The following is a 22,196-nucleotide window of genomic DNA, read 5'->3' on the forward strand; positions in this document are numbered from 1 at the left end:
AGCGACGTTAAGCCAGGCCCGGAAAGAGTTTCTTGAGGCCGGCGGCGAGCATGCCGACGGCGATGGCGGCCAGCATCATGCCCATGATGCGGGTGACGATGTTGACCCCGCCGATGCCCAGGCGATGGCTGAGCGGTGCGGCAAACCGGAAGGCAAGCAACAGCAAAAGGGCAACCAGCACACAGACAACGGTGACGACCAGGCGGTCCACCACGGTGCCGGTCTGATGGGTCTGGACGATAATGGTCGTCATGGCGCCCGGCCCGGCAACGATCGGGATGGCGATGGGCACGACGGCGATCTCGTCCTTTTCCACCGCCGCCTTCTTCTCCTCCAGCGTTTGATGCATGGCGCTCATTCTGCTGTGCAGCATCGAGAGACCGAGGAGCAGAATAATCAACCCACCGGTGGTCTGGAACGCGGCTATGGAAATGTCGAAAAGGCCCAGGATGTAGCTGCCGGACCAGGTCACAATCACCAGAATGACGACAATCGCGACCGTCGCCTTCAGCGCGATCTGTTTCTTTTCGGTATCGTCGCGGTCGCTGGTCAGGGAGGCGAAAATTGCCATGTTGCCGACCGGGTTGGCGATCGTGACAAGGGCAAGCGCAAAGGTAATCAGGACCGGGCCGGTAAGGGTCATGGCCGATTCCTATAAGACGTGTCAGGCCGCCGCGCCGCCGTCCCGGTTGGCGTTGAAGCCGGTCCAGATGAACCGCCGGTCGCAATAGCCGCAGTCGATCCAGCCGTGGGCGGTGAGGTCATAAAACACCCTGGGATGCCCCAGCGCGCCGCCGCCGCCGTCGCACATCACCTTGGGCGAGTCGGTTTCAATAACTTCCGGCGGTTCCACGGGCATGGGTATCTCCTGTTGATCAACCGCGATGATACTCATGGCCGCGATCAGCGCAACGGCTGCTATCGCGCCGGTTTCGCTTGGCCACGGGCCATGCTAAGAGCGCGCCGCCATGAGCAATGACGCCGCCATCGACATTCAAGCGCTGAAAAAGACCTATGGCCGGGGGCCGGGCGCCAAGCAGGCGTTGAAGGGGGTCGACCTCAAGGTGCCGCGCGGCGCGTTCTTCGGGCTTTTGGGCCCCAACGGCGCCGGCAAGTCGACCATGATCAACATCCTGGCCGGGCTGGTCACGAAATCGTCTGGCAAGGCGGCGATCTGGGGCCACGACATCGACACCCATCCGCGCGATGCCAAGCGCGCGATCGGCGTCGTGCCGCAGGAACTCAACATCGACCCGTTCTTTGCGCCGCGCGAGGCGTTGGAGCTTCAAGCCGGTCTCTATGGCGTGCCGAAGCGCCTGCGCAAGACCGATGAGATCCTGGAGGCGGTCGGCCTGACCGAACAGGCCGAGACCTATGCCCGCTCTCTCTCGGGCGGCATGCGCCGGCGGCTTCTGGTCGCCAAGGCCATGGTGCACAGCCCGCCGGTCATTGTGCTCGACGAACCGACCGCTGGTGTCGATGTGGAGCTGCGCCGCAGTTTCTGGGCCTATATCCGCGGGCTGAACGAGGAGGGCGTCACCATCCTGTTGACGACCCACTATCTGGAGGAGGCCGAGCGGTTCTGCGACGAGATCGCGATCATCAACCACGGCGAACTGATCGTGCGCGACACGACGGAAGGCCTGAAGCAGCGCCTGGACGCCAAGGTCCTGACCATCCGTCTCGCCGAGCCACTGGCGGGCATTCCGGCGGAACTGGAGCGGTTGGACAGCCGCGTCACACCCAACGGGCGTCTTGTCGTGCGCTATCGCCCGAGCCAGACCAGGATGGAGGACATCCTGGCCCAGGTGCGCCACGCCGGTCTTACCATCGATGACATGTCGACGACCGAAAGCGATCTGGAAGAGATCTTCGTCAACCTGACGTCAAGCGCGCCGGGCGCGCCGGCTGCCGACTAGCCGCTACTGCGGCGTCACGAGCCGCACGGTTTCGCGACGCAGGATCTCGCACAGATCCCGCGACCGGGACGACGCGTTGTCCGAGCGCAGAAGCCTCAACTCGATGGACGGCAGTGAGGGGAGGCCGGATGCCGCGTCCAGACAGACGATGTCGCGCGGCAGCGCGTGGTCCGTGCGCACCCCGATCCCCAGATTTGATCGTAGCGCCGACCAGACATAAAGCAGGCTGGGCGTCGTTACCGCCATGCGCCGGCGCCGAGCGGAGCGGTCCAAGACCGAGAGCGCCGCTTTGCGGAACAGGCAGGGATGATCGAACATCACGAGATCGACGCTCTCCCCCGCTTTGGTGCGGTCGTAGGTCTCATGCGCAAGCCAGCGCATGGGTAGGGCACACAGAAGCTCGCCTTCGTTGCTGGTGCCCTCTTCAAAGAAGGCGATGGCGCCGTCCAGACGGCCGGCCCTGACCTCCTCGTTCAGCTTGTGGTTTTCGCCAGCCCGGATGTCGACCTGCACGTTCGGATGGTCGTGCCCGAAGGCCTTGAGTGCCGCCGGCATGACATCGTCGAAGAAGTCCTGCGGCAGACCCAGACGAACAATCGCCGTGCTGACCGTCGCGCCCATCGCTGCAGCCGCTTCATCGTTAAGGGCGATGATCTGACGGGCATAAGCGATCAGGGCCTCGCCGGCTTCCGTCGGCGCGAGGGTCCGGCCTTGGCGGGCGAAGAGCTGCGTGCCCGTCTGCTGCTCCAGCTTCTTCAACTGCATGCTGATGGCCGATTGCGAGCGGCCCAGCTGCACGGCGGCGCGTGCGAAACTGCCGAGGTCGGCGCCTGTCACGATGGCCCGAAGTGACTCCGTATCAAAGCTCGTCATCATATTCGATTTCGTGAACTCAACTATCAGATATATTCGATTTTCTTGATTCTAAGAGCTTGCTATCTCTACCGTCAATCCGTATGGACCTCGTCCGACCGGTCCAGCACCCGGTCGGACCAACGCGAGAGAAAGCGCGGTATGGCGAACGTAGCGACGGCATCCAGGCACGATCATCGATCGATCTACGCCATCGTGGCCGCCGGCGGCATTATTCTGGCTCTGTCATTCGGCGTGCGTTCGATGTTCGGCGGTATTGTCGTGCCGCTTTCCGATAACCTCTTCGCCGGCCGGATTGAGATCTTCTCGCTGTCGATCGCGATCCAGAACCTGGTCTGGGGCCTGGCGCAGCCCGTTTTCGGCATGGTCGCGGACCGTTTCGGCGACCGCCGTGCGCTTTGGATCGGCCTTGCCTGTTATGTCGCCGGCATCGCCGTCTGCGTCGTCGGCACGACGCCTTTGGCCCAACACCTGGGCGCAGGCTTGCTGGTCGGCATGGGCATATCGGGAACCGCGTTCGGCGTCGTGCTCGCGGTGATTGGCCGTGCGGCACCGGTCGACAAACGCGGTCTTTATCTTGGCATCGCCTCAGCACTTGGATCCGTCGGACAGGTTGTCCTGCCGCTCGTCGCGTCTTTGCTGCTGGCATGGTTCGACTGGCGCCTAACGTTGATCATTATCGCCCTCATGCTGGTACCCATGGCGCTATGCATCCCGATGATGCGCGCCGGGGGTGAATCCTCGACCATCCCGAGTTCAGCCGACCGCAGTAGTGCCGTCTCGCTGCGCCAGGCGGTGGTCGATGCCTTCAGGTATCCCGGTTTCCTCTTCTTGACCGCCGGCTTCTTCGTCTGTGGTTTCCATCTGGCGTTCATCACCGCGCACCTGCCGAACTTCGTTCAGCACTTCTGCGTCGGCACCGGCATGTCGCCGCAGGAACTGCGGGCCTACGGGCTGCAAGCGCTTTCCTTGGTCGGCTTTGCCAACATCATCGGCACGTTGCTAGCGACACAGCTCGGTACGATTCTCCCCAAACCCTATGTGCTCTCGGCGATCTACGCGCTTAGAACCGTCGCGATCCTGGTCTTCCTGTCGCAACCCATCACGCCGGTCTCCGTCATGATCTTCGCGTTCGCCATGGGCATCCTGTGGCTCTCGACGGTGCCGCTGACCAGCGCCCTCGTGCTGACGATGTTTGGTCCGCGCACCATGGGCACCCTGTTCGGCTTCGTCTTCCTGAGCCATCAGCTTGGCGGTTTCGCTGGCGTGTGGCTGGGCGGCCTTTGGTTCGACATGTACGCCAACTATGACGTCATCTGGTACGCATCGATCGGCCTCGGCGCGCTCTCGGCCTTCCTGCATCTTCTGGTCAAGGAGCGCCCGGCACCGACCGATTGACCCGGCGCGCGTCGGAGCGCACAGTCGTCACATGAGCCTCGTGCAAGACCGTATCAAAACGCCGATCGGCGATGTCGTGTTGGTCGCCGAAGATGGTGCGTTGCGTCTCATGGACTTCGACGACGGGCCGCGCTTTGCCGCCTTCATGAAGCGCCACTTCGGCGATCAGCCGATTGCACGTGAGACCAACCCGAACGGCCTGTCTGATGCGGTACGCGCCTATATGGCTGGCGACCTCGACGCCATCGAGACGCTGCCCGCCAGGCCGCGCGGCACGGCGTTTCAGGAGCGTGTCTGGGCTGAACTCAGAAAGATCCCGGCGGGCGAGACCATTAGCTACCGCGAGCTTGCCAAGCGCGCCGGACGGCCCAAGGCAGTGCGCGCCGCCGGTGCGGCGAACGGTCAGAACCCGGTCTCCGTCGTCGTCCCCTGCCACCGGGTGATCGGCACCGACGGCACCTTGACCGGCTATGGCGGTGGCCTGGACCGCAAGAAGTGGCTTCTGGAGCACGAAGGCGCCTTGCCGCGCGCGGACTAGGGCGCCCGTCTTCTATCGCCGCCGTCTTGTTTCGCCCCATCTTGTTTCATAGGAGGGCCTGACATAAGGTCCGCCGCACCGGACCCGTAGCTCAGCTGGATAGAGCGCTGCCCTCCGAAGGCAGAGGTCGTGAGTTCGAATCTCGCCGGGTCCGCCAGCTTTTTCGCCATTGCATGATGCCCTGCCTGGATGGATTGTTGGCCGCTTGGTGGACGAAGCGGGTGGCAACCGGCCGTGGAACGTGCCGAGATCGTCGCCGTGGGCAACAGTTCCAATCGTCACAGCGCGCCTGATACGATTGCCGCTCGAGCTCGTCAGACATCGCCCGCGCAGCCCACGCCATCAAAGGGGACCCAAAATGTTCACCGAAGCGCGATACCAGCAGTACATCCGCGATTTCAACTCGACGTTCGTCGACGGGATGACGCTGGAGGATTTTTTTGACACGTACTACGAACCCGATGCGACATTCGAGTACGTGCCGCAGGCCCGCAAGAACGTCGGGCGCGAACAAGTGCTTGCCTTTTGGCGCGGTGTTGGTGGGAAAATGCTGGAGACCATCCTTGATCACACGCATTTCCTTGAAGACGACACGACGGTTGCCTCCGAAGCGCCGATCGATTTCTTGTGCAAGGAAGATCTCGAATGGAATGGCGTTCCCTACAAAGCCGGCACCAAGTTTCGCCTGATGATGTGTGCCTTCTATGACGTCAGTCCGAACAACAAGTTCACCTATGCGCGCGTGTATTCGATCTATAACCCGGCATACAAACCAGACAGCTAAAGCTCGCCGTCATGTCCCTGCGGTTTATCGTCCGGGTCGAGCGTCGATCGCTAGACGCCTGGTAGCGCCTGCATTGCGGACATCGGTTGCGTCCAGCGAGACTTCCCGATTTGACGCATGCTTTAGGGGCCGCAGGTCACATGCGCGCATGCCTAAACGTCATCCGACGATGCGCCAATCGAACCTGGGGTCGGTATCGCCATTTCCGCCGCCTTGCGGGCGATGGTCGTGGGTAGTGATGAGGTTTTTGAACCCCCACGTAGAGTATCGTCTCGTTACTCCGCCGCGCCGTTATCTGCTCGCGAACACTGAGAGCGAATTCCAAGGCGATGCCGCCGCTGGACGCCGGACGAAGTAGCGGTCCACACTGCGGGTGAGCTTTGCTTTAGGAAGGGCGAGCACATGGCACAATGGTTGCGCGGCGGATCGATCTACGACGTTGCGGCCGGCGCTTACCGGCGCGGCGACATCCGGATCGAGGCCGGGCGGATCGCGTCGATCGCCGACGGCGCAAAACCGGCCGGCGATGATATGGTCATCGATGTCGATGGGGCCTATCTGCTGCCCGGTCTGATCGACTGTCACGTTCATCTTTGCATGCCCACCGAAGCGGCCGATCCCGATAACCCGTGGCGCGGCCGGCTGCCGGGCGAGATTGCCATCTACGCCGCGGAGGCAGCCAAGCGGACGTTGATGGCCGGCGTCACGACGGCGCGCGATGTTGGCGGTTGGGACTATCACGAGATCGCGGTCAGAAACCTGATCAACAGCGGCAAGATCAAAGGTCCGCGATTGTTCTGCGCGGGTCGCCTGCTGTCCATCACGACGGCGACAACATCCTACTATCCCGGCATGTACGAGACCGCCGACGGGCCCGAACAGGTGCGTGCGGCGGCCAGGAAGCAGCTCGCCCACGGCGCCGATTTGATCAAGGTCATGGCGACCGGTGCGTTGACGTCGTCGGAATACGAGGACGCGCGCGCGATCCAGTTCACGCTAGAGGAACTCCAGGCCGCCGTCGCCATTGCCGAGGAAAACTACAAACACTGCGCCGCCCATGCTCACGCGGCGGCCGGCATCAAAAACGCGGCGCTGGCCGGGTGCCGCAGCGTGGAACACGGCAGCTTCGGCGACGAAAACGTCTACGGTGTGATGGCCGAGAAGGGCACCTATCTGGTGCCGACCACATGCGTCACCTCGGCCATGATGGCCGACAACGCGGTCGCCGCGAGCCTGACACCCCACATCAAGGAACGCTATATCGCGTTTGACGACATCCACCTGAAGAACATGGACCTCGCCAAGCGCCTCGGCGTTCCGGTCGCCATGGGCACCGATGCGGGAACGCCCGGCAACCACCATGGCGACAATGCCCAGGAACTGGTGCGGATGGTCGAGGGCGCGGGGTTCACGCCGCATGAGGCGATCCACTCGGCGACGCTAGGGGCGGCGACGATGTTACGCCGCGAGGCCGACCTGGGATCCATCGACGCGGGCAAGTATGCCGACATCATCGGCTTTGCCGACGATCCGCTCGCCGACGTCAACGTCACCCGCGACGTGCGCATGGTCATGAAGGGCGGCGATGTGGTGCGCTTCGATCGCTAACGCCTCTTCGGCTTTTGCGGGAGCGGGCTGGTGATGGCGTTTGAACGGAGAATGCGCTAGCGAGATTGTCGCGCGTTGGGCTTGTTACCGAACTGAAACCGGCAGCTCCACGCGGCGACAACAGGCCTGAAACAAGGCGACCCCAAGTTTCCTCCAGCCGGGCAGGTTGCCTGGAATGACCAGTTTCGGAGGAAGAAGTCATGGATCGCACGTTTACGCGCCAAACAGCCGACAAACCCCGCGCGGCGATGCCCGTCTCGGGACGCGTCGGAGTCGGCGGCCCAACGACAGTCAGCGCGTCCGAGCGCGATCGCGCCGGTTTGGACCGCGTGACGTCCGTCACGGATGTGATACGTCACCTCCTGCGCTGACCGCTCCCAGGACGCCCCATGACGGCACCAAGTGGAATTCACGTAACGCAGGGTTCACGCAACACGCAGCACAAATACCAAAGATGTAGTGGCGCACTGATTTGGCCGCGCATCATGTTGTGGGTGCGCAAACACTATGCCGTTAACACTATTGGATATGTATCCATAGGTGGGTGCTGAACTGCTTTTTCGTAGCAGTTGTATTCATTCTATCGATTGGTTGGGTTATTAAGGATGCGGAAGCAGATGTCGCGCGAGATCTTGCGACGTTTGTGGTGTGACATCGATCGGGTTTCCGCATGGTCAGGTCCAAGGGCGCGGATTTACGAGCGGGCATCAGACGCTCTGCGCGATGTCGTTTGCCGCCGATGGCGACTGCTTGTTTCGCCGCCATGGTGATCGCTCTGGCCGCCGCGCCTGGCGCTGGAGCCGATGGGTGGTCGGAAGTCGCGACTTTCGGCAACTGGACGGTCGTACGCAATCACGCGTCGACGTCGTCCCAGACACAGTGTCTTGCCGTTCACCAACGCTATGCCGCTATCAGGCTCTATGACGATCAGCTCCAGATCGCCGTTCCCGAAACGCCACGGGGTTATCAATACCAGATCGATTCCGGCGCCGCGTCCAAACTCCATCTTGCCTCGCAGGCCGAGCAGGAGAACGCGACGGTGAGCCTAGCCGGGACCTTGCTGACCAACCTCGCCTCAAGCGAGCGGGTGAAGGTTGAGATCCTGACCTATTCCAAGATCCTGGAGGTCGACCTGGACCTCGACGGCATCGACGACGCCCTAGCTTACCTGGATGGCGCGCCGTCTTGCCGCAGCTAGCGGCAGTTTAACGGCCTGTGCCCTGCATGGGTGATGGCCCCAGTGCGATGCCTGACTGGGCAGCCGGATCGACCAGAAGATCGGACGGCTTCACGCCATATTGCCGTCGGAACAGCTTGGCAAAGTGACTGGGATTGGCGTAACCGATCGCCATCGATACCTCGGTGACGCTATCGGCGCCGGTTTCCAGCATGTGCTTCGCATGCTCCAGCCGCGAACGCTGCAGGAAGCCATAGACGGGCTCGCCGAACTTGGCGCGGAAATCAACCTTCAGGCGCTTCTCCGACAAACCGACCTCGCGGGCCACGTCGCGCACCTTCCACGGCCGCGACAGATCCGACAGCATCACCGCCTTGGCTTCTTCCAGGCGCTGGGCGTTGCGGATCGATTTGGTGCCCTGACAGAACAGCGGCTCCGACACCGCGACCATGACCGTGTTCAAGATGTCCAGGCCGCGCGCTTCGACCAGAAGGTCGTCACTGCCGTCGACACTGACGTCCAAGAGATGAAGGGCGGCTTCGCGAAGCGGCGCCGACGTCGGGAACCCGCCGATCCAAGACGTCCGACTGGCGGATATGGTTAGCGAATGTGGTGTCTGTAAAACGCTTTGAAAGAGATCAAGGCCGCCGATCCGATCCAGACAATCCAGACCAACGCGCACCTCTGCACCGCGCATTCGACCATCGACGGCGGTCCGATACACGCCATGGACGGGGTCTGGACTGAAGAAGACATAGGTCATGCCCGACTCGTAGGGCATCAGCACATCGGTTTCGCCCTTGATCCGTGCGAACCGGCTTTCGCCATTGCCGTCAAGCATGACCACGGCGACCAGGCAGGGACCGCTCTGTACCTCGCTGATTGCGCCGGCGGAGATCTCCAAGTCGAACACGGAAATGACCAGATCCGGTCGGGCGGCATAACGACGCAACACGCCGCCAAAGTTCTGCATGCGGTCGATCTGCTCTTTTTCCGTCGACTCGCTTGCCTCTGACTGGGACAGCACGCGTTCTTCGTAGGTGATCGTGTCGTGCGGTTTCATCGTTTCCATCAACCAATCCGCGACATTAGTAGGCCAAATCGCACCACTTCGGAACCGCCAACAAAAAGGACCCGATCGCGTTGCCGGTGACCCGGATCGCGGTAGCCGGGTGTTTTCCGAACCGCCATCAAGAGCTCGCACAGTCTGGGGGGACGTGTTGGCTCATCGATCGCTGCGGGCGCCAGGCCAATGGACATGGCTCGCGATCCCGCTCTTCAGCGGGCTCTATGCCGCGCAGGGCATGACCGGTTCTCTGGTGCAGACGGCGCTGCCCACGGCGCTTCGCGACGCCGGTATGGCGCTCGACAAGCTGGGATTCCTCTATTTCCTCTACCTGCCCTGGGCGCTCAAGTTCCTGTGGGCGCCGGCGGTCGACCGTTTCTCGGTGATGCAACTCGGCCGACGTCGGTTTTGGCTGCTGCTGTGCCAGTCCGGCCTGATCATCAGTCTGATCGTTGTCGGTTTTCTGCCGCCTGATCCGCATCTCTACGCACTCTTGGCGGCATTGCTGATCGTGGCGTTGCTGGCCTCGACCCAGGATATTGCGACCGATGCCCTGGCCGTCGAGGCGACGGCCGAGAACCGACGCAGCCTGGTCAGCGGTGCGGGTGTCGGCGGCGCCTATCTGGGCTTCCTGATCGGTATCGGCCTGTGGCTGCCGATCTATGCGGCGGTGGGCTGGATGTGGGCGATGCTGGCCATGGCGGGGTGCCTGATCGTCTGTACCGTCCCGGCTTTGCTGGCGCGCCCGTTCGATCAAACATCGTCGGACGTTGAAATGGGCCAGCGTCCCAGCGTCTGGTCGGGCCTAAAAAACCCGACCCTGCGCAGGGGTTTGCTGTTTCTGGTCGTCTATCAAGCGGGCCTGCGTCTGGGGATCGCGCTGTTGGGTCCCTTTCTAGTGGATTCCGGCATGAGCCTGACGGAGATCGGCTGGCTGAAGGGAACCGGCGGCGCGATCATCGGTTTCGCTGCGGCGGTTCTCGGCTGCCTCGTCCTGCGCTGGATCGGACCGCGCGCCGCTCTTGTTTCCGCCGCCCTGGGTCAGGCCGTCCTCTATGGCTCGCTCGCAGCTGTCGCGCTTGGCGGCTATGGGGACCGCGAGTTTCTCGTCGTGTTGATCCTCGCCCTGTCGGCCGTCACCTCGTTCGCCTTCGTCTCTCTCTACACGGTGATGATGGGTTGGTGCCGGCGTACGCAGACCGGCACCGATTTCGCGCTTTTGCAAAGCGCCGATGCCGTCGTCGCCATCGCGCTTGCCGCTGTCGCGGGTCTGGTGAGCGAAGCGTTCGGCCATGCCACGAACTTTGCCGCCAGCGCCGTGCTGCTGACCTGTGGCGCCGCGGCGGCCCTTTGCCTGAGCGCGCTTATCCCGCGCTTGGCGAAGGCAGACCTCGAAACCGCCCAATCAACATAGCGTTTTCGGTAACCCGGAGATCAAGACCATGACACGTCGTCTGCTTCCTTTTGCTCTGCTGCCCGTCGTGGCCCTCGGCTTGTCGCACCAGGAGGTGTTCGCGGAGGACGAGGATACGGTGATCATCCTGAACCCGATCACGGTTGTCGGGACCAAGCGCGACGAAGACCCGTTCGAGGTCGATGGCATGATCGCGGTCGTCGAACCAGAGGAGCTCTACAGTCGCGACTTCCTCATGGTCGACCAGCTCGACCGCGTCTTCGCGGACGTCAATATCCGGCAGCGTTCAAGCCGGGCCTACACCAACGTCACGATCCGCGGTCAGTCCTCCGTCGACTTCTATAATCCGACGACGCAGATCTACATCGACGGCCTGCCTCAGGATCAGACCCTGTTCGGCCAGTTGCTGCCGCAAGCGCTTGAGCAGGTCGAACTGCTCTATGGCCCGCAGGGTACGTTGTATGGCCGCGGCGCGGTCGGTGGCGTGTTCAACATCGTCACCAGGAAACCCGACAACGTGCTGAGCGCCGATGCCACGGGCTCCTACGGCAACCTGCAACACGACGGCGCGCTTCTGGTCAACATTCCGCTCGTCGACGAAATGCTGTTCGCGGATTTCGCGCTGGCCGGCATGAAGGAACAGGGCGAATACCGGCAGGCGGTCACGAACAAGGCCATCGGCGACAGCAACATCTGGAACGGACGCGCGCGTCTGCGCTATGCGCCCTATGACAGCCCCTGGGATATCATGGTGACCGCCGCGCACGACGACGTCAGCTCCGACGAGGAGCAGTATGTGCAAGCCTTCAATATCGAGCGCAGAATCGCTCTTCCCGTTAGCTCGCAGTACACGCTCGACACCAACAGCTACAGCGCGACCGTGTCTTACGATCTCGGTTTTGCCGAGCTGACCTCCTTTACCGGCTATCAGGACCGCGACCTCGATCGCACGATCTTCGGTTCCTACACGCCGGAGACCCAATGGACGCTCAGCGAAGAAGTGCGTCTGGCGACGGTACCGGACGACGAGCGCGCAATTGACTACGTCGTCGGTCTTTATGCCCAGCGCTTGGACTTCGAGCGCAACGTACCCGCCGCCTTCCAGACATCGCAGCAAACGATCGACACCTACGCCGTCTTCGGTGAGGCGACCTGGCATGCGACCGATCGTCTGGATGTAACGCCCGGCCTGCGCTTCGACTACGAGCGGGCCGACGCCACGGCCGTCGGCGCGGTGACCTTGTCGAACAGCGACAGTTGGAGCGCCGTCTCACCGAAGTTCGCGTTGGGATATGCCCTGGAGGACGATTGGCGCGTCTACGGCCTCTATTCGACCGGCTTCAAGGCCGGCGGATTCACGCGCAACGTCTCGCCCGCGAACATCGCCTTTTCCTATGACCCGCAGTACACCCACAACTTCGAGGTCGGCACGAAACTCATGGCGCTGGACGGTCTTCTCGAGTTCTCCGCCGCCGCCTACTACAACATCACCAAGGACTACCAGCTCTTCGTCGGGTTGCAGCCGAATCAGTATCTGCAGAATGTCGGCGAGGTCGAGGGGCGGGGCATTGACTTCATGCTGACCGCCTATCCGACTGATCAGCTTGCGGTGACCGGCAACCTCGCTTTCAACAACACCGAGTTCACCGAGTACGCCAATCCGACAACGCCCGGTGTCGACCTTACCGGCAACACCGTGCCCTACGCGCCGCCGGTGACGGCGAACCTGAACGTCGTCTACGACCTCGATATCGCGCCCCGGAACGGCGACCTCGCCGTTCATGGCGGCATCACCTATGTCGGCGAGATCTATTTCGACGAGACCAACACGATCGGTCAGGGCGGCTACACGCTGCTTGATGCCGGCATCACCTGGACGTTCAACGAGAACGTCTCGGCAAGCGCCTATATCGACAACATCACCGACAAGACCTACGCGGTATACGGATTTAACGGCGGCCCGTTCCTCGGCAATCTCTTCCAGCTCGGCGAGGGCCGCAACTACGGCGCGCGCCTCACACTCAGCTTCTGATCGTCAGCGGGTCGACACACCAGCCATGGAACGACCCCTTGCGGTCATCTGCGGCGCGGGCGTGGCCGGTCTGGCGGCCGCCTATTGCCTGCATCGTGTCGGCTGGCGATCGGTCGTGGTGGAAAAGGCCGACAACCTACGCCAGGGCGGCTATTTCGTCGGTCTTTCCGGGGTCGGCTACATGGCCGCCCGCGACATGGGCATCCTGCCGCAGCTCGAGGCCGTGGCGCGCGATATCGACGAAAATGTCTACTTCGATCGGCGGGGCAGGGAAATCATGCGGCTCAGGTACCGCGACTTTCTTGCCCATGTGCCGTTCCTGGTGCTTCATCGGACCGATCTGATCGCGACCTTGGAAGGTCTCGTCAAACCGGTTGTAGATCTGCGTCTGGCGACCACGGTCGCCGATGTCGACGACACCGGCGGGGCCGTCCGGGTGTCGCTGTCGTCGGGCGAGACCTTGACCGCCGACCTGATGATCGGGGCGGATGGGTTCCGCTCGACGCTCAGGCGGCGCCATTTTGGTGACGATGACGCCTTTTTGCGGCCGCTTGGCTATCGGTTCGCCGCCTACGACCTCCCTGACAGCCTGGGCCTCGGGTTCGATTTCCTATCCTATTCGACACCCGGCCAGCTCGCCGAATACTACACCTTGGCACAAGGCCGATTGGCGGCGGTCCAGGTATGGCGTAGCCATGTGACCGGCGCCGTCCCGGAGAATGAACGCTGGGATCTCCTGACCGACGTTGCCAAGCTGAACCACCCCGACGTCCTGCAGATGATCGAAACCGCCCGCGTTGATGCCGTGCCCATCGTCGATGACATGTCGCTGGTCGACATGCCGGCCTGGTCAAAGGGCAGAGTCCTGCTGCTGGGCGATGCCGCCCACTGTCTGACCCTCGTCTCGGGCCAGGGCGCCGGACTGGCCCTGGCTTCGGCCGTGATCCTGGCCTCGAAGCTCGCTCAGCACGATGTCCACGGGGCCGTTGCGAAGCACGACGCGCAGCTGAGACCGGCGGTGAACCGGTTGCAGGAGAGGAGCCGCCGCATGGCCTCGTGGTTCATTCCAGCGTCCCGCCTGGGCTATGTGGCGCGCAACACGGTGCTCAAGAACATACCGACGTCATGGCTGGGACGTTACTTCAACAAAACGCTGATGTCGGAGATCGAGGCGGTCGGCACCTTGCCGGATATCGGTCGAGAGTGACGCGACGCCGCCAACGCAGGTTAATCCGCTCCAGGGTCAGGCCGCCGGACAGGGTGTGGTCGACCTATCCAACGCCCCGCGGCTTTTGGTCAGATGTTGCTTATCGGAGGAATGGTGGAGCCGAGGGGAGTCGAACCCCTGACCTCTTGAATGCCATTCAAGCGCTCTCCCAACTGAGCTACGGCCCCGTATTCTGATGGTTACATCGCCGCGGTGGGGCGCGGCTGCTGGAAACTAGGCCCGCATTGGCGCGGGTTCAAGGTACAACTGTCACACCTTTGTTCTCAGGTGTCGTCTTCTTCCTCGCTGGCGTTGCCGCCGCCAATGCCGACATCGTCGAGGTTATCGTCGTCATCGTCGTCGTCGCCCAGCAGATTGGCATCGTTGTCGTCGTCATCATCCTCGATGTCGTCGACCGCCTCGATCTCCAGACCCTCGACGTCCCCGGTCGCCTCCTCCTTCTTGGCCGCTTCCGGCGCGGCGGCGGCGACCGCCGCTGCTGCCTTGGGTGCCCGGGTCTTGCGCTGTTTGACCTCCGGCTCGAACACGGTCTCGCATTTCGGGCAGACGATCGGGTCGCGCAACATGTCGTAGAACTTTGCGCCACAACTCTGGCACACACGTTTGGTTCCCCATTCAGGTTTCGCCACTGCGGTACCTCCCGAACCTGCCATATCGAAAGATTGGAGCGGCCCAATATCCATTTGCGGGACGCCTGTCAAAATCAAAATCGCGCCAGCGATGAAGCGATTACACGATCAAGGCGGCCCGTGCTAGAAGGCCGCCATGAACCAGCCATCGCCACCGCCGAATACAGCCATCGCGGCGCACCCCGCAGACGGCCTCTCGGGCGTCGTCGCCGTGCCCGGTGACAAGTCGATTTCACACCGCGCACTGATGCTGGGCGGCCTCGCGGTCGGCGAGACCGTGGTGAGGGGTCTGCTGGAAGGTGAGGACGTGCTGGCCACCGCCGAGGCTATGCGCGCCTTTGGCGCCGAGATCGGCCGCGACGATGGTGGTGTCTGGCGCATCTGGGGGCGCGGCGTGGGTGGGCTCAAGCAGCCCGATGACGTCATCGACCTCGGCAACTCCGGCACCGGCGTGCGCCTGCTGATGGGGCTCGCCGCCGGTCATCCGTTTGCGTCGGTCTTCACCGGTGACGCTTCGCTGCGCAAGCGACCGATGGGGCGCATCGCCCGACCGCTTGAGGCCATGGGCGCGACCTTCGAGGGCCGCGAAGGTGATCGCCTGCCCATGACGGTAAAGGGCAGCGACTTCCTGATGCCCATCACCTACGAGACGCCGGTTGCGTCCGCGCAGATCAAATCGGCGGTCCTGTTGGCGGGCCTGCACGCGCCTGGCGAGACCCGCGTGATCGAAACCGCCGCGAGCCGCGACCATACCGAGCGCATGATCCGCGCGTTCGGCGGCGATGTGCGTGTCGAGCCGCGTGACGACGGGGCCTTTGTCATTACGGTCACCGGGCAGCCGGAGCTGACGCCGACAGCTATCGCGGTGCCGGGCGATCCCTCTTCGGCGGCGTTTCCGCTGGTGGCCGCGGCGCTCTTGCCCGGCGCTGAGGTGACGGTTACCGGTGTCGGCGTCAATCAGCTGCGTAAGGGGCTGATCGTGACACTCCAGGAAATGGGCGCCGATCTGATCTTGGAGAATCAGCGCGAGGAAGGCGGCGAACCGGTCGCCGATGTTCGGATCAAGGGCGGCGACCTTGCCGGCGTCGAGGTGCCTGCCGAACGCGCGCCGACCATGATCGACGAATACCCGATCCTGGCGGTTGCCGCGTCAGCCGCGCGGGGCCGAACCGTCATGCGCGGTCTTGAGGAGCTGCGGATCAAGGAAAGCGACCGTCTGGCCACCATGGCGACCGGATTGAAGGCCGCCGGTGTCGTCGTCGAGGAACTTGAGGACGGGTTGATCATCGATGGCTGCGCCGGCCGGGTGCCCGGCGGCAACAACAAGCCGATCGCGACCCATCTGGACCATCGCATCGCCATGAGTTTCCTGATCCTGGGGCTTGCCGCCGAGCGGCCGGTAACCATCGACGACCCGGCACCGATCGCGACCAGCTTCCCCGACTTTCTGGACCTAATGACCGGGTTGGGCGCGCGGTTCGAACAGTGACGGCGCCGCTCGTCATCGCGATTGACGGCCCGACGGCTGCCGGCAAGGGGACGTTGGCGCGCGGCCTTGCCGAACGCTTGGGCCTCAGGCACCTGGATAGCGGCATGCTCTACCGCGCGACGGCTGCGAGGCTCTTGGCGGCGGGCGGCGATCCCGGCGATGCCGCTGCTGCGGCGGCGTGCGCGCGCGATCTCGATGCCGGCGATCTCGACCGCGATAACCTCCGCCAGGAGGTAGTCGGCAAGGCGGCTTCTCAAGTCGCGGCCTATCCCGATGTCCGCCAGGCGCTGCTGGCGTTTCAGCGCGTTTTTGCCGCCGAGCTACCCGGGGCCGTCATCGACGGGCGCGATATCGGCACCGTCGTCTGCTCGGACGCGACGGTGAAGTTCTTTGTGACCGCCGACCAGCTGTCCCGCGTCGAACGGCGCTATCTTGAGCTCAAGCAGCGCGATGCGAGCGTCGACCGCGACCAGGTGGCCGCCGATCTCGCCGCTCGCGACCGCCAGGACACGGAGCGGGCGACGGCGCCTTTGCGCCAGGCCGAGGATGCGATCCTGCTCGATACCTCCCAAATGGACGCCGATCAGGCGCTGGAGGCCGCGTTAACCCTTGTCGATCAACAGTTGAACCCGTAGCCGCTCATCTATATATAAGCGCCGCAATCACGAGCTGGTGACAGCCCCGGCCGCAAAAGGCCGGTGAGGTGTCGGCCTCGCCCGAATGGGTGAAATCCAAAGCCGACGCCGGGAAGCCCGAGGGCTTCCAGAATCAACAGGAGACATCATGGCGAATACCGACGTCGTTGAGGGCGCTGACGTGCCCGCAACCGAAGAGAATTTTGAGGAGCTGTTCAACGAGTTCCTCGACCGGGTCGATATCATGGAAGGCTCGGTGGTCAGGGGTAAGGTGGTCGACATCACGAACGACGCCGCCCTGATCGATGTGGGATTGAAGGCCGAGGGCCGCATTCCCTTGCGCGAGTTCACGCCGCCCGGCGGCAAGCCGGATATCAATGTGGGCGACGAGGTCGAGGTTTTCATCGAGCGGATGGAAAACCGTAACGGTGAAGCCGTTCTGTCGCGCGAGAAAGCACGCCGCGAAGAATCGTGGAACCAGCTGGAAATCGCCTTCAACGAAAGCGACCGCGTCAAAGGCTATATTGTCAGCCGGGTCAAGGGCGGTTTCACCGTCGACCTGGGCGGCGCCCTGGCGTTCCTGCCGGGCAGCCAGGTCGATATCCGCCCGGTGCGCGATATCGCGCCCCTGATGGGCGACGAGCACGAGTTCAGGATTCTGAAGATGGACCGCCGGCGCGGCAACATCGTCGTCTCGCGGCGCTCGGTCCTGGAAGATCAGCGTGCCGGCCAGCGTGCCGAGCTGATCGCCGGCCTGACCGAAGGCCAGGTGCTGGAAGGCGTGGTCAAGAACATCACCGACTACGGTGCCTTCGTCGATCTGGGCGGTGTTGACGGCCTGCTGCACGTCACCGACATCTCGTGGCGGCGCATCAACCATCCGACCGAGGCGCTCAGCATCGGCCAGACCGTCAAGGTCCAGGTCATCCGCTTCAATCCTGAGACTCAGCGCATCAGCCTGGGCATGAAGCAGCTTGAGGCCGATCCGTGGGAAGGTGTCGCCGCCAAGTATCCGGTCGGCGCGCGCTACACGGGCCGGGTCACCAACATCACCGACTACGGCGCCTTCGTGGAGCTGGAGCCCGGGATCGAGGGCCTGGTTCACGTGTCGGAGATGAGCTGGACGAAGAAGAACGTCCATCCGGGCAAGATTATCTCGACCAGTCAGGAAGTCGAAGTCGAGATCCTGGACGTCGACGAGGACAAGCGGCGCATCAGCCTGGGCATCAAGCAGACCATGGAGAACCCGTGGGAGCACTTTGCCGAGAGCCATCCGGTCGAGAGCGAGGTCGAGGGCGAGGTCAAGAACATCACCGAGTTCGGCCTGTTCGTCGATCTGGGCGACGATCTGGACGGCATGGTCCACATGTCCGACATCTCCTGGGAGAAGTCGGGCGAGGAAGCCATCCAGGACTTCAAGAAGGGCGACCAGGTGCGCGCCAAGGTGCTCGACATCGACACCGAAAAGGAGCGCATCAGCCTGGGCATCAAGCAGCTCGGCTCCGACCCGATGTCGGAGGCCATGAGCGGCCTGAAGCGTGGTTCGATCGTCACCTGTAAGGTGACGCGGATCATGGAGAACGGCATCGAGGTTCTGGTCAACGACGCCGTTCAGGGCTTCATCCGCAAGGGCGATCTGTCGCGCGAGCGCAGCGAACAGCGGCCCGACCGCTTTGCTGCCGGCGACCGGGTCGATGCCAAGATCACCTCGGTCGATAAGGCGACGCGCAAGCTGGGCCTGACCATCAAGGGCCTTGAGATCGACGAGGAGAAGAAGGCGATGAAGGAGTATGGCTCCGCCGACAGCGGTGCCACACTGGGCGATATTCTTGGCGCGGCGTTGTCGGCCAAGGAAGCGTCGGGTGCCGGCGAGCCCGAGACCCCGTCCGAGCCGGAGCCGGAAGCCAGCGACGCCGAGCCTGAAGCCGAAGCGGAAGCGGCGACCGATGGTGACGCCGCCGAGGCCGATGCGGAACCCGCCGCCGAAGAAGCCGCGGAGGGTGACGACGAGGCCAAGAAGGACGCCTGAGCCAACGAGGTAGCACCGCCATGGTGATGGACACACAACGCCTGATCTCGCGCCAGCGGCTTAAACGCCGCGTCCGCTTCTGGCAGGCGCTGTTCGTGATTGCCGTTGCCGTGGCGGTTTACCTGGTCTTCGCCGAAAAACTGGTTAACGACGAGGCTGGCGACCGTATCGCGCGGCTGTCGGTGACCGGCGTGATCGCCAATGACGTCGATCGCGATAACGCGGTTCGCGACCTCGCGACCGACGGTGCGGTCAAGGCATTGGTCATCCGTATCGACAGCCCCGGCGGCACATTTGTCGGCGGCGAGGCGCTCTATCACGCAATCGCTGAAGTGGCCGAACAGAAGCCGGTGGTCGCGGTCATGGAAGGTCTTGCGACCAGCGCTGGCTACATGGTCGCCGTCGCCGGCGATCATATCGTCGCGCGCGAAGGCACATTGACCGGCTCGATCGGTGTCATCATGCAGTCGGCCAACGTGGTTGGCCTGCTGGAAAGCATCGGGATCGAGCCCGAGGCGATCAAGAGCGATCCGCTGAAGGGCCAACCGTCGCCGTTTGAGGAGACACTGCCGGCGGCCAGGGCCTGGTCCCAGGTCATCGTCGATGAAATGCAGACGATCTTTGTTGGCATGGTGCAGACGGGACGGCCTAATCTTGATGCCGAGGCGCTCTCGGTCCTCGCCGATGGCCGGGTCTTCACCGGCCGTCAGGCGGTCGACAACGGTTTGATCGACGCGATCGGCGGCGAGCCGGACGCGCTTGCCTGGCTCAGCGACGAACACGGTGTTAACGGCAACCTCCCGGTCGTCGACGTGACCTATGGCGAAGACGAGAGCTGGCTCGTCGCCATGTTCAAGGAAACTGGAAAAAGCCTGTTGCCAGAACCACTTACACTTGACGGTCTGGTTGCCGTCTGGCAACCTGACCTGCACTGACGAGGCGATTGCGGCGGTTTTTTAGGTAACCGGTCCCAGCGTCTCTCGCAGGGTTGGGTCAGAGACTAGGGTGCCGGATGACCAAATCAGAACTGATCGCGCGCTTGTCGGAACGCTATCCGCATCTATATCAGCGCGATGTCGAGCGTATCGTGAATACCGTTTTCGATGAGATCTCGGGCGCCCTGTCGCGCGGTGATAGGGTCGAATTGCGCGGTTTTGGCTCATTTTCCGTGCGCAAGCGCAATGCCCGCATCGGCCGCAATCCGCGCACCGGCGAGACCGTCAGTGTCGCTGAGAAGTTCCTGCCGTTCTTCAAGACGGGCAAGGAGTTGCGGGAGCGCCTGAACAAGGCGTCGTCGGACGCCTGAGGTCGCCGTGCAGCCGGCATCGAAACTTCTCTACTGGCTGATCGCACTCCCTATCGGGTTGATTCTTATCGTCTTTTCCATTTCGAACCGGGATGGCGTCCTCGTCTCTTTTTCGCCGCTGCCGTTCGAAATGTCGATCCCGCTGTTTCTGCTCGTCTTCGCCATCTTCGTGATTGGCGTTGGGGTCGGCGGCCTGCTGGGTTGGATGGCCGGCCACGGTACCAGGCGTCGCGCCCGCGAACGCCGCCGGCGGGTCAACGAGCTTGAAACGTCGCTCAAGGATGCCGAGGAGCGCTTGAAGAAAGCCGATGGGCCGGCGCTGCCCGCGCCGTCTTCCGGCCAGAAGAGCGCACCCGTCGACCAATTGCCCGCCGCCTGATACCGCGGTTCCATGAAACACATCGCCGCTGATGCGGTGCACGATCTGCTCGACTATCCCAGCGTCGTCGAGGGCCTGAAGGCCTTCCACCGCCAGGACATCGACGACATCCGCGACGTCTACATGACCCAGCCAAACCACGCCGCCGGCACCGACGGCTTCCTGTTGCTGCCGGCCTGGCAGCGCGGTCAGGCAATCGGCGTCAAGCTGGTGAGCGTGTTTCCGGAGAACGAGCGGACCGATACCGGCCTACCGACCGTTCAAGGCGTCTACGCGCTGTTCGATGGTGCCACGGGTGAACCGAGCGCCATCATCGACGGCACGGCGCTCACTTTGCGCAAGACCGCGGGCGATTCGGCGACCGGCGCCAGTTTCCTGGCGCGCGAGGACGCCCGGGTCATGCTGATGGCCGGCGCCGGCGCCATGGCGCCCCATTTGATCATGGCTCATACGGCGATCAGGCCGTCGATCCGCGAGGTCTGGGTGTGGAACCGGACGGGTCCGCGTGCGGAGAACGTCGCGGATACGCTCAGCCTTGACGGCATCACTGTCCGCGCGACCGCGGATCTGGAGGCGGCGGTGCGCGAGGCCGACGTCATCTCGTGCGCCACCATGGCCCAGCAGCCGTTGATCGAGGGCGCGTGGCTCAAGCACGGCGCCCATCTGGACCTGGTCGGCGGCTACCAGCCTGAGATGCGGGAATCCGACGACGAGTGCATACGGCGGGCGAAAGTCTATGTGGATTCCCGCTGGTTCACCGTGGGCAAGGTCGGCGACATCAAGACGCCTGTCGACAGCGGCGTCATGACCGAAGAGGACATTGTCGGCGACCTGTTCGAGCTCAGTCGGGGTACGGTTTCAGGGCGCGAAAGTGCCGATGAGATCACATTGTTCAAGAACGGCGGCGGCGGTCACCTGGATCTGGGCGTCGCGCGACTGTTGGTTGAGCGGTTCAGCCGGAACGCCGGATAGCCCAGCCTTCGCGATGGGGCTGCCGTCGGCCCCGCCAATCTGCTATAAGACCGGCCAAGACAGGCGCCCGCTGAGAAGCGCCGATGGTATGTGGATATGGGGGAAGATGTCATGGCGCAGCCCAACGCCGTGTCTCGCCTGCTGTGCGCGATCGACACGACCGATCTGGACCTGGCAATTGCGTTGTCGAAGAGCCTTTCCGGCAAGGTCGGCGGCGTGAAGCTGGGGCTGGAGTTCTTCAGTTCGCACGGACCCGAAGGTGTCCGCCAGGTCGTCGCGGACCGGCACCCGTTGTTTCTCGATCTCAAGCTTCATGACATCCCGAACACGGTCGCCGGTGCCGTCCGGGGCATGGCCGATATCCTGCCATTCATGACCACGATCCATGCAAGTGGCGGCTCGGCCATGATGCGCGGCGCCATGGCGGCGGCCGTCAGGTCAGGCGAGCAGCATGGTGGGCGCCGCCCCAAGGTGATCGCCGTGACCGTCCTGACCAGCTTCGACGACAGCGACCTGGCCACGATCGGGGTGCAAAGCCCGGTTGCCGACCAGGTGTTGAAACTGGCCGATCTGGCTCAGGAATGCGGTGTCGACGGCGTCGTGTGTTCGGCTCATGAGATCCGCGAGCTGCGTCGGCGCTGCGGTGACGATTTCCTGCTCGTGGTGCCGGGCATTCGCCCGGCCTGGTCGACGGCCCATGATCAGAAGCGGATCATCACG

Annotated in this window: 22 protein-coding genes and 2 tRNA genes; 18 read left to right on the forward strand and 6 right to left on the reverse strand. The window is 63.3% G+C overall.

The features are described 5' to 3' along the window. Positions 1 to 7: 7 nt before the first annotated feature. Together AAF563_19285 and AAF563_19290 are read right to left on the reverse strand one after the other, a co-directional pair. On the reverse strand, positions 8 to 643 hold the full coding sequence (locus AAF563_19285; GenBank protein ID MEM7123430.1) for a MarC family protein: 636 nt from the start codon (positions 641 to 643) through the stop codon (positions 8 to 10). Positions 644 to 664: 21 nt separating this feature from the next. Next, positions 665 to 859: a zinc-finger domain-containing protein gene (locus tag AAF563_19290; protein MEM7123431.1), complete on the reverse strand. Its 195-nt coding sequence runs from the start codon at positions 857 to 859 to the stop codon at positions 665 to 667. A 109-nt stretch (positions 860 to 968) separates the two neighbouring features. Here AAF563_19290 and AAF563_19295 point away from each other — a divergent pair, with 109 nt between their 5' ends. After that, positions 969 to 1,919, forward strand: coding sequence for an ABC transporter ATP-binding protein (locus tag AAF563_19295; GenBank protein MEM7123432.1), 951 nt, complete (start codon positions 969 to 971; stop codon positions 1,917 to 1,919). A gap of 3 nt (positions 1,920 to 1,922) precedes the next feature. Here the strand turns inward: AAF563_19295 and AAF563_19300 are convergent, their stop codons facing one another. Beyond that, the gene (locus AAF563_19300) at positions 1,923 to 2,795 is read right to left on the reverse strand and encodes a LysR substrate-binding domain-containing protein (protein MEM7123433.1); all 873 of its coding nucleotides are present in this window, start codon (positions 2,793 to 2,795) and stop codon (positions 1,923 to 1,925) included. A gap of 138 nt (positions 2,796 to 2,933) precedes the next feature. On the opposite strand from AAF563_19300, the gene AAF563_19305 reads away from it, so the two are divergent. The 6 genes from AAF563_19305 to AAF563_19330 all read left to right on the forward strand — a co-directional run bounded on the left by AAF563_19305 (position 2,934) and on the right by AAF563_19330 (position 8,318). Continuing rightward, positions 2,934 to 4,190 (forward strand): MFS transporter, encoded by a 1,257-nt coding sequence (locus tag AAF563_19305; protein ID MEM7123434.1) that lies wholly within the window; start codon positions 2,934 to 2,936, stop codon positions 4,188 to 4,190. A gap of 31 nt (positions 4,191 to 4,221) precedes the next feature. After that, positions 4,222 to 4,728 (forward strand): methylated-DNA--[protein]-cysteine S-methyltransferase, encoded by a 507-nt coding sequence (locus AAF563_19310; protein ID MEM7123435.1) that lies wholly within the window; start codon positions 4,222 to 4,224, stop codon positions 4,726 to 4,728. Positions 4,729 to 4,808: 80 nt separating this feature from the next. Next, positions 4,809 to 4,885: transfer RNA gene (locus AAF563_19315), tRNA-Arg, on the forward strand. Between the two features lie 48 nt (positions 4,886 to 4,933). After that, complete coding sequence (locus AAF563_19320; protein MEM7123436.1) at positions 4,934 to 5,512, forward strand: nuclear transport factor 2 family protein; 579 nt, start codon at positions 4,934 to 4,936, stop codon at positions 5,510 to 5,512. 402 nt (positions 5,513 to 5,914) lie between these two features. Beyond that, positions 5,915 to 7,120, forward strand: a complete 1,206-nt coding sequence (locus AAF563_19325; GenBank protein ID MEM7123437.1) for an amidohydrolase family protein — start codon at positions 5,915 to 5,917, stop codon at positions 7,118 to 7,120. Positions 7,121 to 7,859: 739 nt separating this feature from the next. Further along, positions 7,860 to 8,318, forward strand: a complete 459-nt coding sequence (locus AAF563_19330) for a hypothetical protein (GenBank protein ID MEM7123438.1) — start codon at positions 7,860 to 7,862, stop codon at positions 8,316 to 8,318. Positions 8,319 to 8,325: 7 nt separating this feature from the next. Here AAF563_19330 and AAF563_19335 read toward each other — a convergent pair whose 3' ends face one another. Continuing rightward, positions 8,326 to 9,369, reverse strand: coding sequence for a helix-turn-helix domain-containing protein (locus tag AAF563_19335; GenBank protein MEM7123439.1), 1,044 nt, complete (start codon positions 9,367 to 9,369; stop codon positions 8,326 to 8,328). A gap of 148 nt (positions 9,370 to 9,517) precedes the next feature. On the opposite strand from AAF563_19335, the gene AAF563_19340 reads away from it, so the two are divergent. From AAF563_19340 to AAF563_19350, 3 genes are read left to right on the forward strand one after another with little or no spacing between them, the layout of a single operon-like run. Then, the gene (locus AAF563_19340) at positions 9,518 to 10,777 is read left to right on the forward strand and encodes an MFS transporter (GenBank protein MEM7123440.1); all 1,260 of its coding nucleotides are present in this window, start codon (positions 9,518 to 9,520) and stop codon (positions 10,775 to 10,777) included. A 28-nt stretch (positions 10,778 to 10,805) separates the two neighbouring features. Beyond that, positions 10,806 to 12,809: a TonB-dependent receptor gene (locus AAF563_19345; protein MEM7123441.1), complete on the forward strand. Its 2,004-nt coding sequence runs from the start codon at positions 10,806 to 10,808 to the stop codon at positions 12,807 to 12,809. A 25-nt stretch (positions 12,810 to 12,834) separates the two neighbouring features. After that, positions 12,835 to 14,016, forward strand: coding sequence for an FAD-dependent monooxygenase (locus AAF563_19350; GenBank protein ID MEM7123442.1), 1,182 nt, complete (start codon positions 12,835 to 12,837; stop codon positions 14,014 to 14,016). Between the two features lie 112 nt (positions 14,017 to 14,128). Here AAF563_19350 and AAF563_19355 read toward each other — a convergent pair. Both AAF563_19355 and AAF563_19360 read right to left on the reverse strand, forming a co-directional pair. After that, positions 14,129 to 14,204, reverse strand: a tRNA-Ala gene (locus AAF563_19355). Between the two features lie 96 nt (positions 14,205 to 14,300). Next, positions 14,301 to 14,666, reverse strand: a complete 366-nt coding sequence (locus AAF563_19360) for a TIGR02300 family protein (protein MEM7123443.1) — start codon at positions 14,664 to 14,666, stop codon at positions 14,301 to 14,303. A 136-nt stretch (positions 14,667 to 14,802) separates the two neighbouring features. On the opposite strand from AAF563_19360, the gene aroA reads away from it, so the two are divergent. The 8 genes from aroA to pyrF all read left to right on the forward strand — a co-directional run. Continuing rightward, a complete protein-coding gene (gene aroA, locus AAF563_19365; protein ID MEM7123444.1) occupies positions 14,803 to 16,155 on the forward strand; it encodes a 3-phosphoshikimate 1-carboxyvinyltransferase in 1,353 nt (450 codons plus the stop codon). Further along, positions 16,152 to 16,790, forward strand: coding sequence for a (d)CMP kinase (cmk, locus tag AAF563_19370; protein MEM7123445.1), 639 nt, complete (start codon positions 16,152 to 16,154; stop codon positions 16,788 to 16,790). Before aroA ends, cmk begins: the two co-directional genes overlap by 4 nt. 148 nt (positions 16,791 to 16,938) lie before the next feature. Further along, positions 16,939 to 18,819, forward strand: a complete 1,881-nt coding sequence (gene rpsA / locus AAF563_19375) for a 30S ribosomal protein S1 (protein MEM7123446.1) — start codon at positions 16,939 to 16,941, stop codon at positions 18,817 to 18,819. A 20-nt stretch (positions 18,820 to 18,839) separates the two neighbouring features. Beyond that, the gene (gene sppA, locus AAF563_19380; protein MEM7123447.1) at positions 18,840 to 19,754 is read left to right on the forward strand and encodes a signal peptide peptidase SppA; all 915 of its coding nucleotides are present in this window, start codon (positions 18,840 to 18,842) and stop codon (positions 19,752 to 19,754) included. Positions 19,755 to 19,831: 77 nt separating this feature from the next. Continuing rightward, complete coding sequence (locus AAF563_19385) at positions 19,832 to 20,125, forward strand: integration host factor subunit beta (GenBank protein ID MEM7123448.1); 294 nt, start codon at positions 19,832 to 19,834, stop codon at positions 20,123 to 20,125. A gap of 7 nt (positions 20,126 to 20,132) precedes the next feature. Continuing rightward, a complete protein-coding gene (locus AAF563_19390) occupies positions 20,133 to 20,504 on the forward strand; it encodes a lipopolysaccharide assembly protein LapA domain-containing protein (GenBank protein MEM7123449.1) in 372 nt (123 codons plus the stop codon). Between the two features lie 12 nt (positions 20,505 to 20,516). Then, on the forward strand, positions 20,517 to 21,476 hold the full coding sequence (locus AAF563_19395) for an ornithine cyclodeaminase family protein (protein MEM7123450.1): 960 nt from the start codon (positions 20,517 to 20,519) through the stop codon (positions 21,474 to 21,476). 111 nt (positions 21,477 to 21,587) lie between these two features. Continuing rightward, a partial coding sequence (gene pyrF, locus AAF563_19400; GenBank protein MEM7123451.1) for an orotidine-5'-phosphate decarboxylase occupies positions 21,588 to 22,196 on the forward strand: 609 nt, incomplete at its 3' end.

It is taken from the genome of Pseudomonadota bacterium (genome assembly GCA_039028155.1).
GTDB lineage: Bacteria > Pseudomonadota > Alphaproteobacteria > SP197 > SP197 > JANQGO01.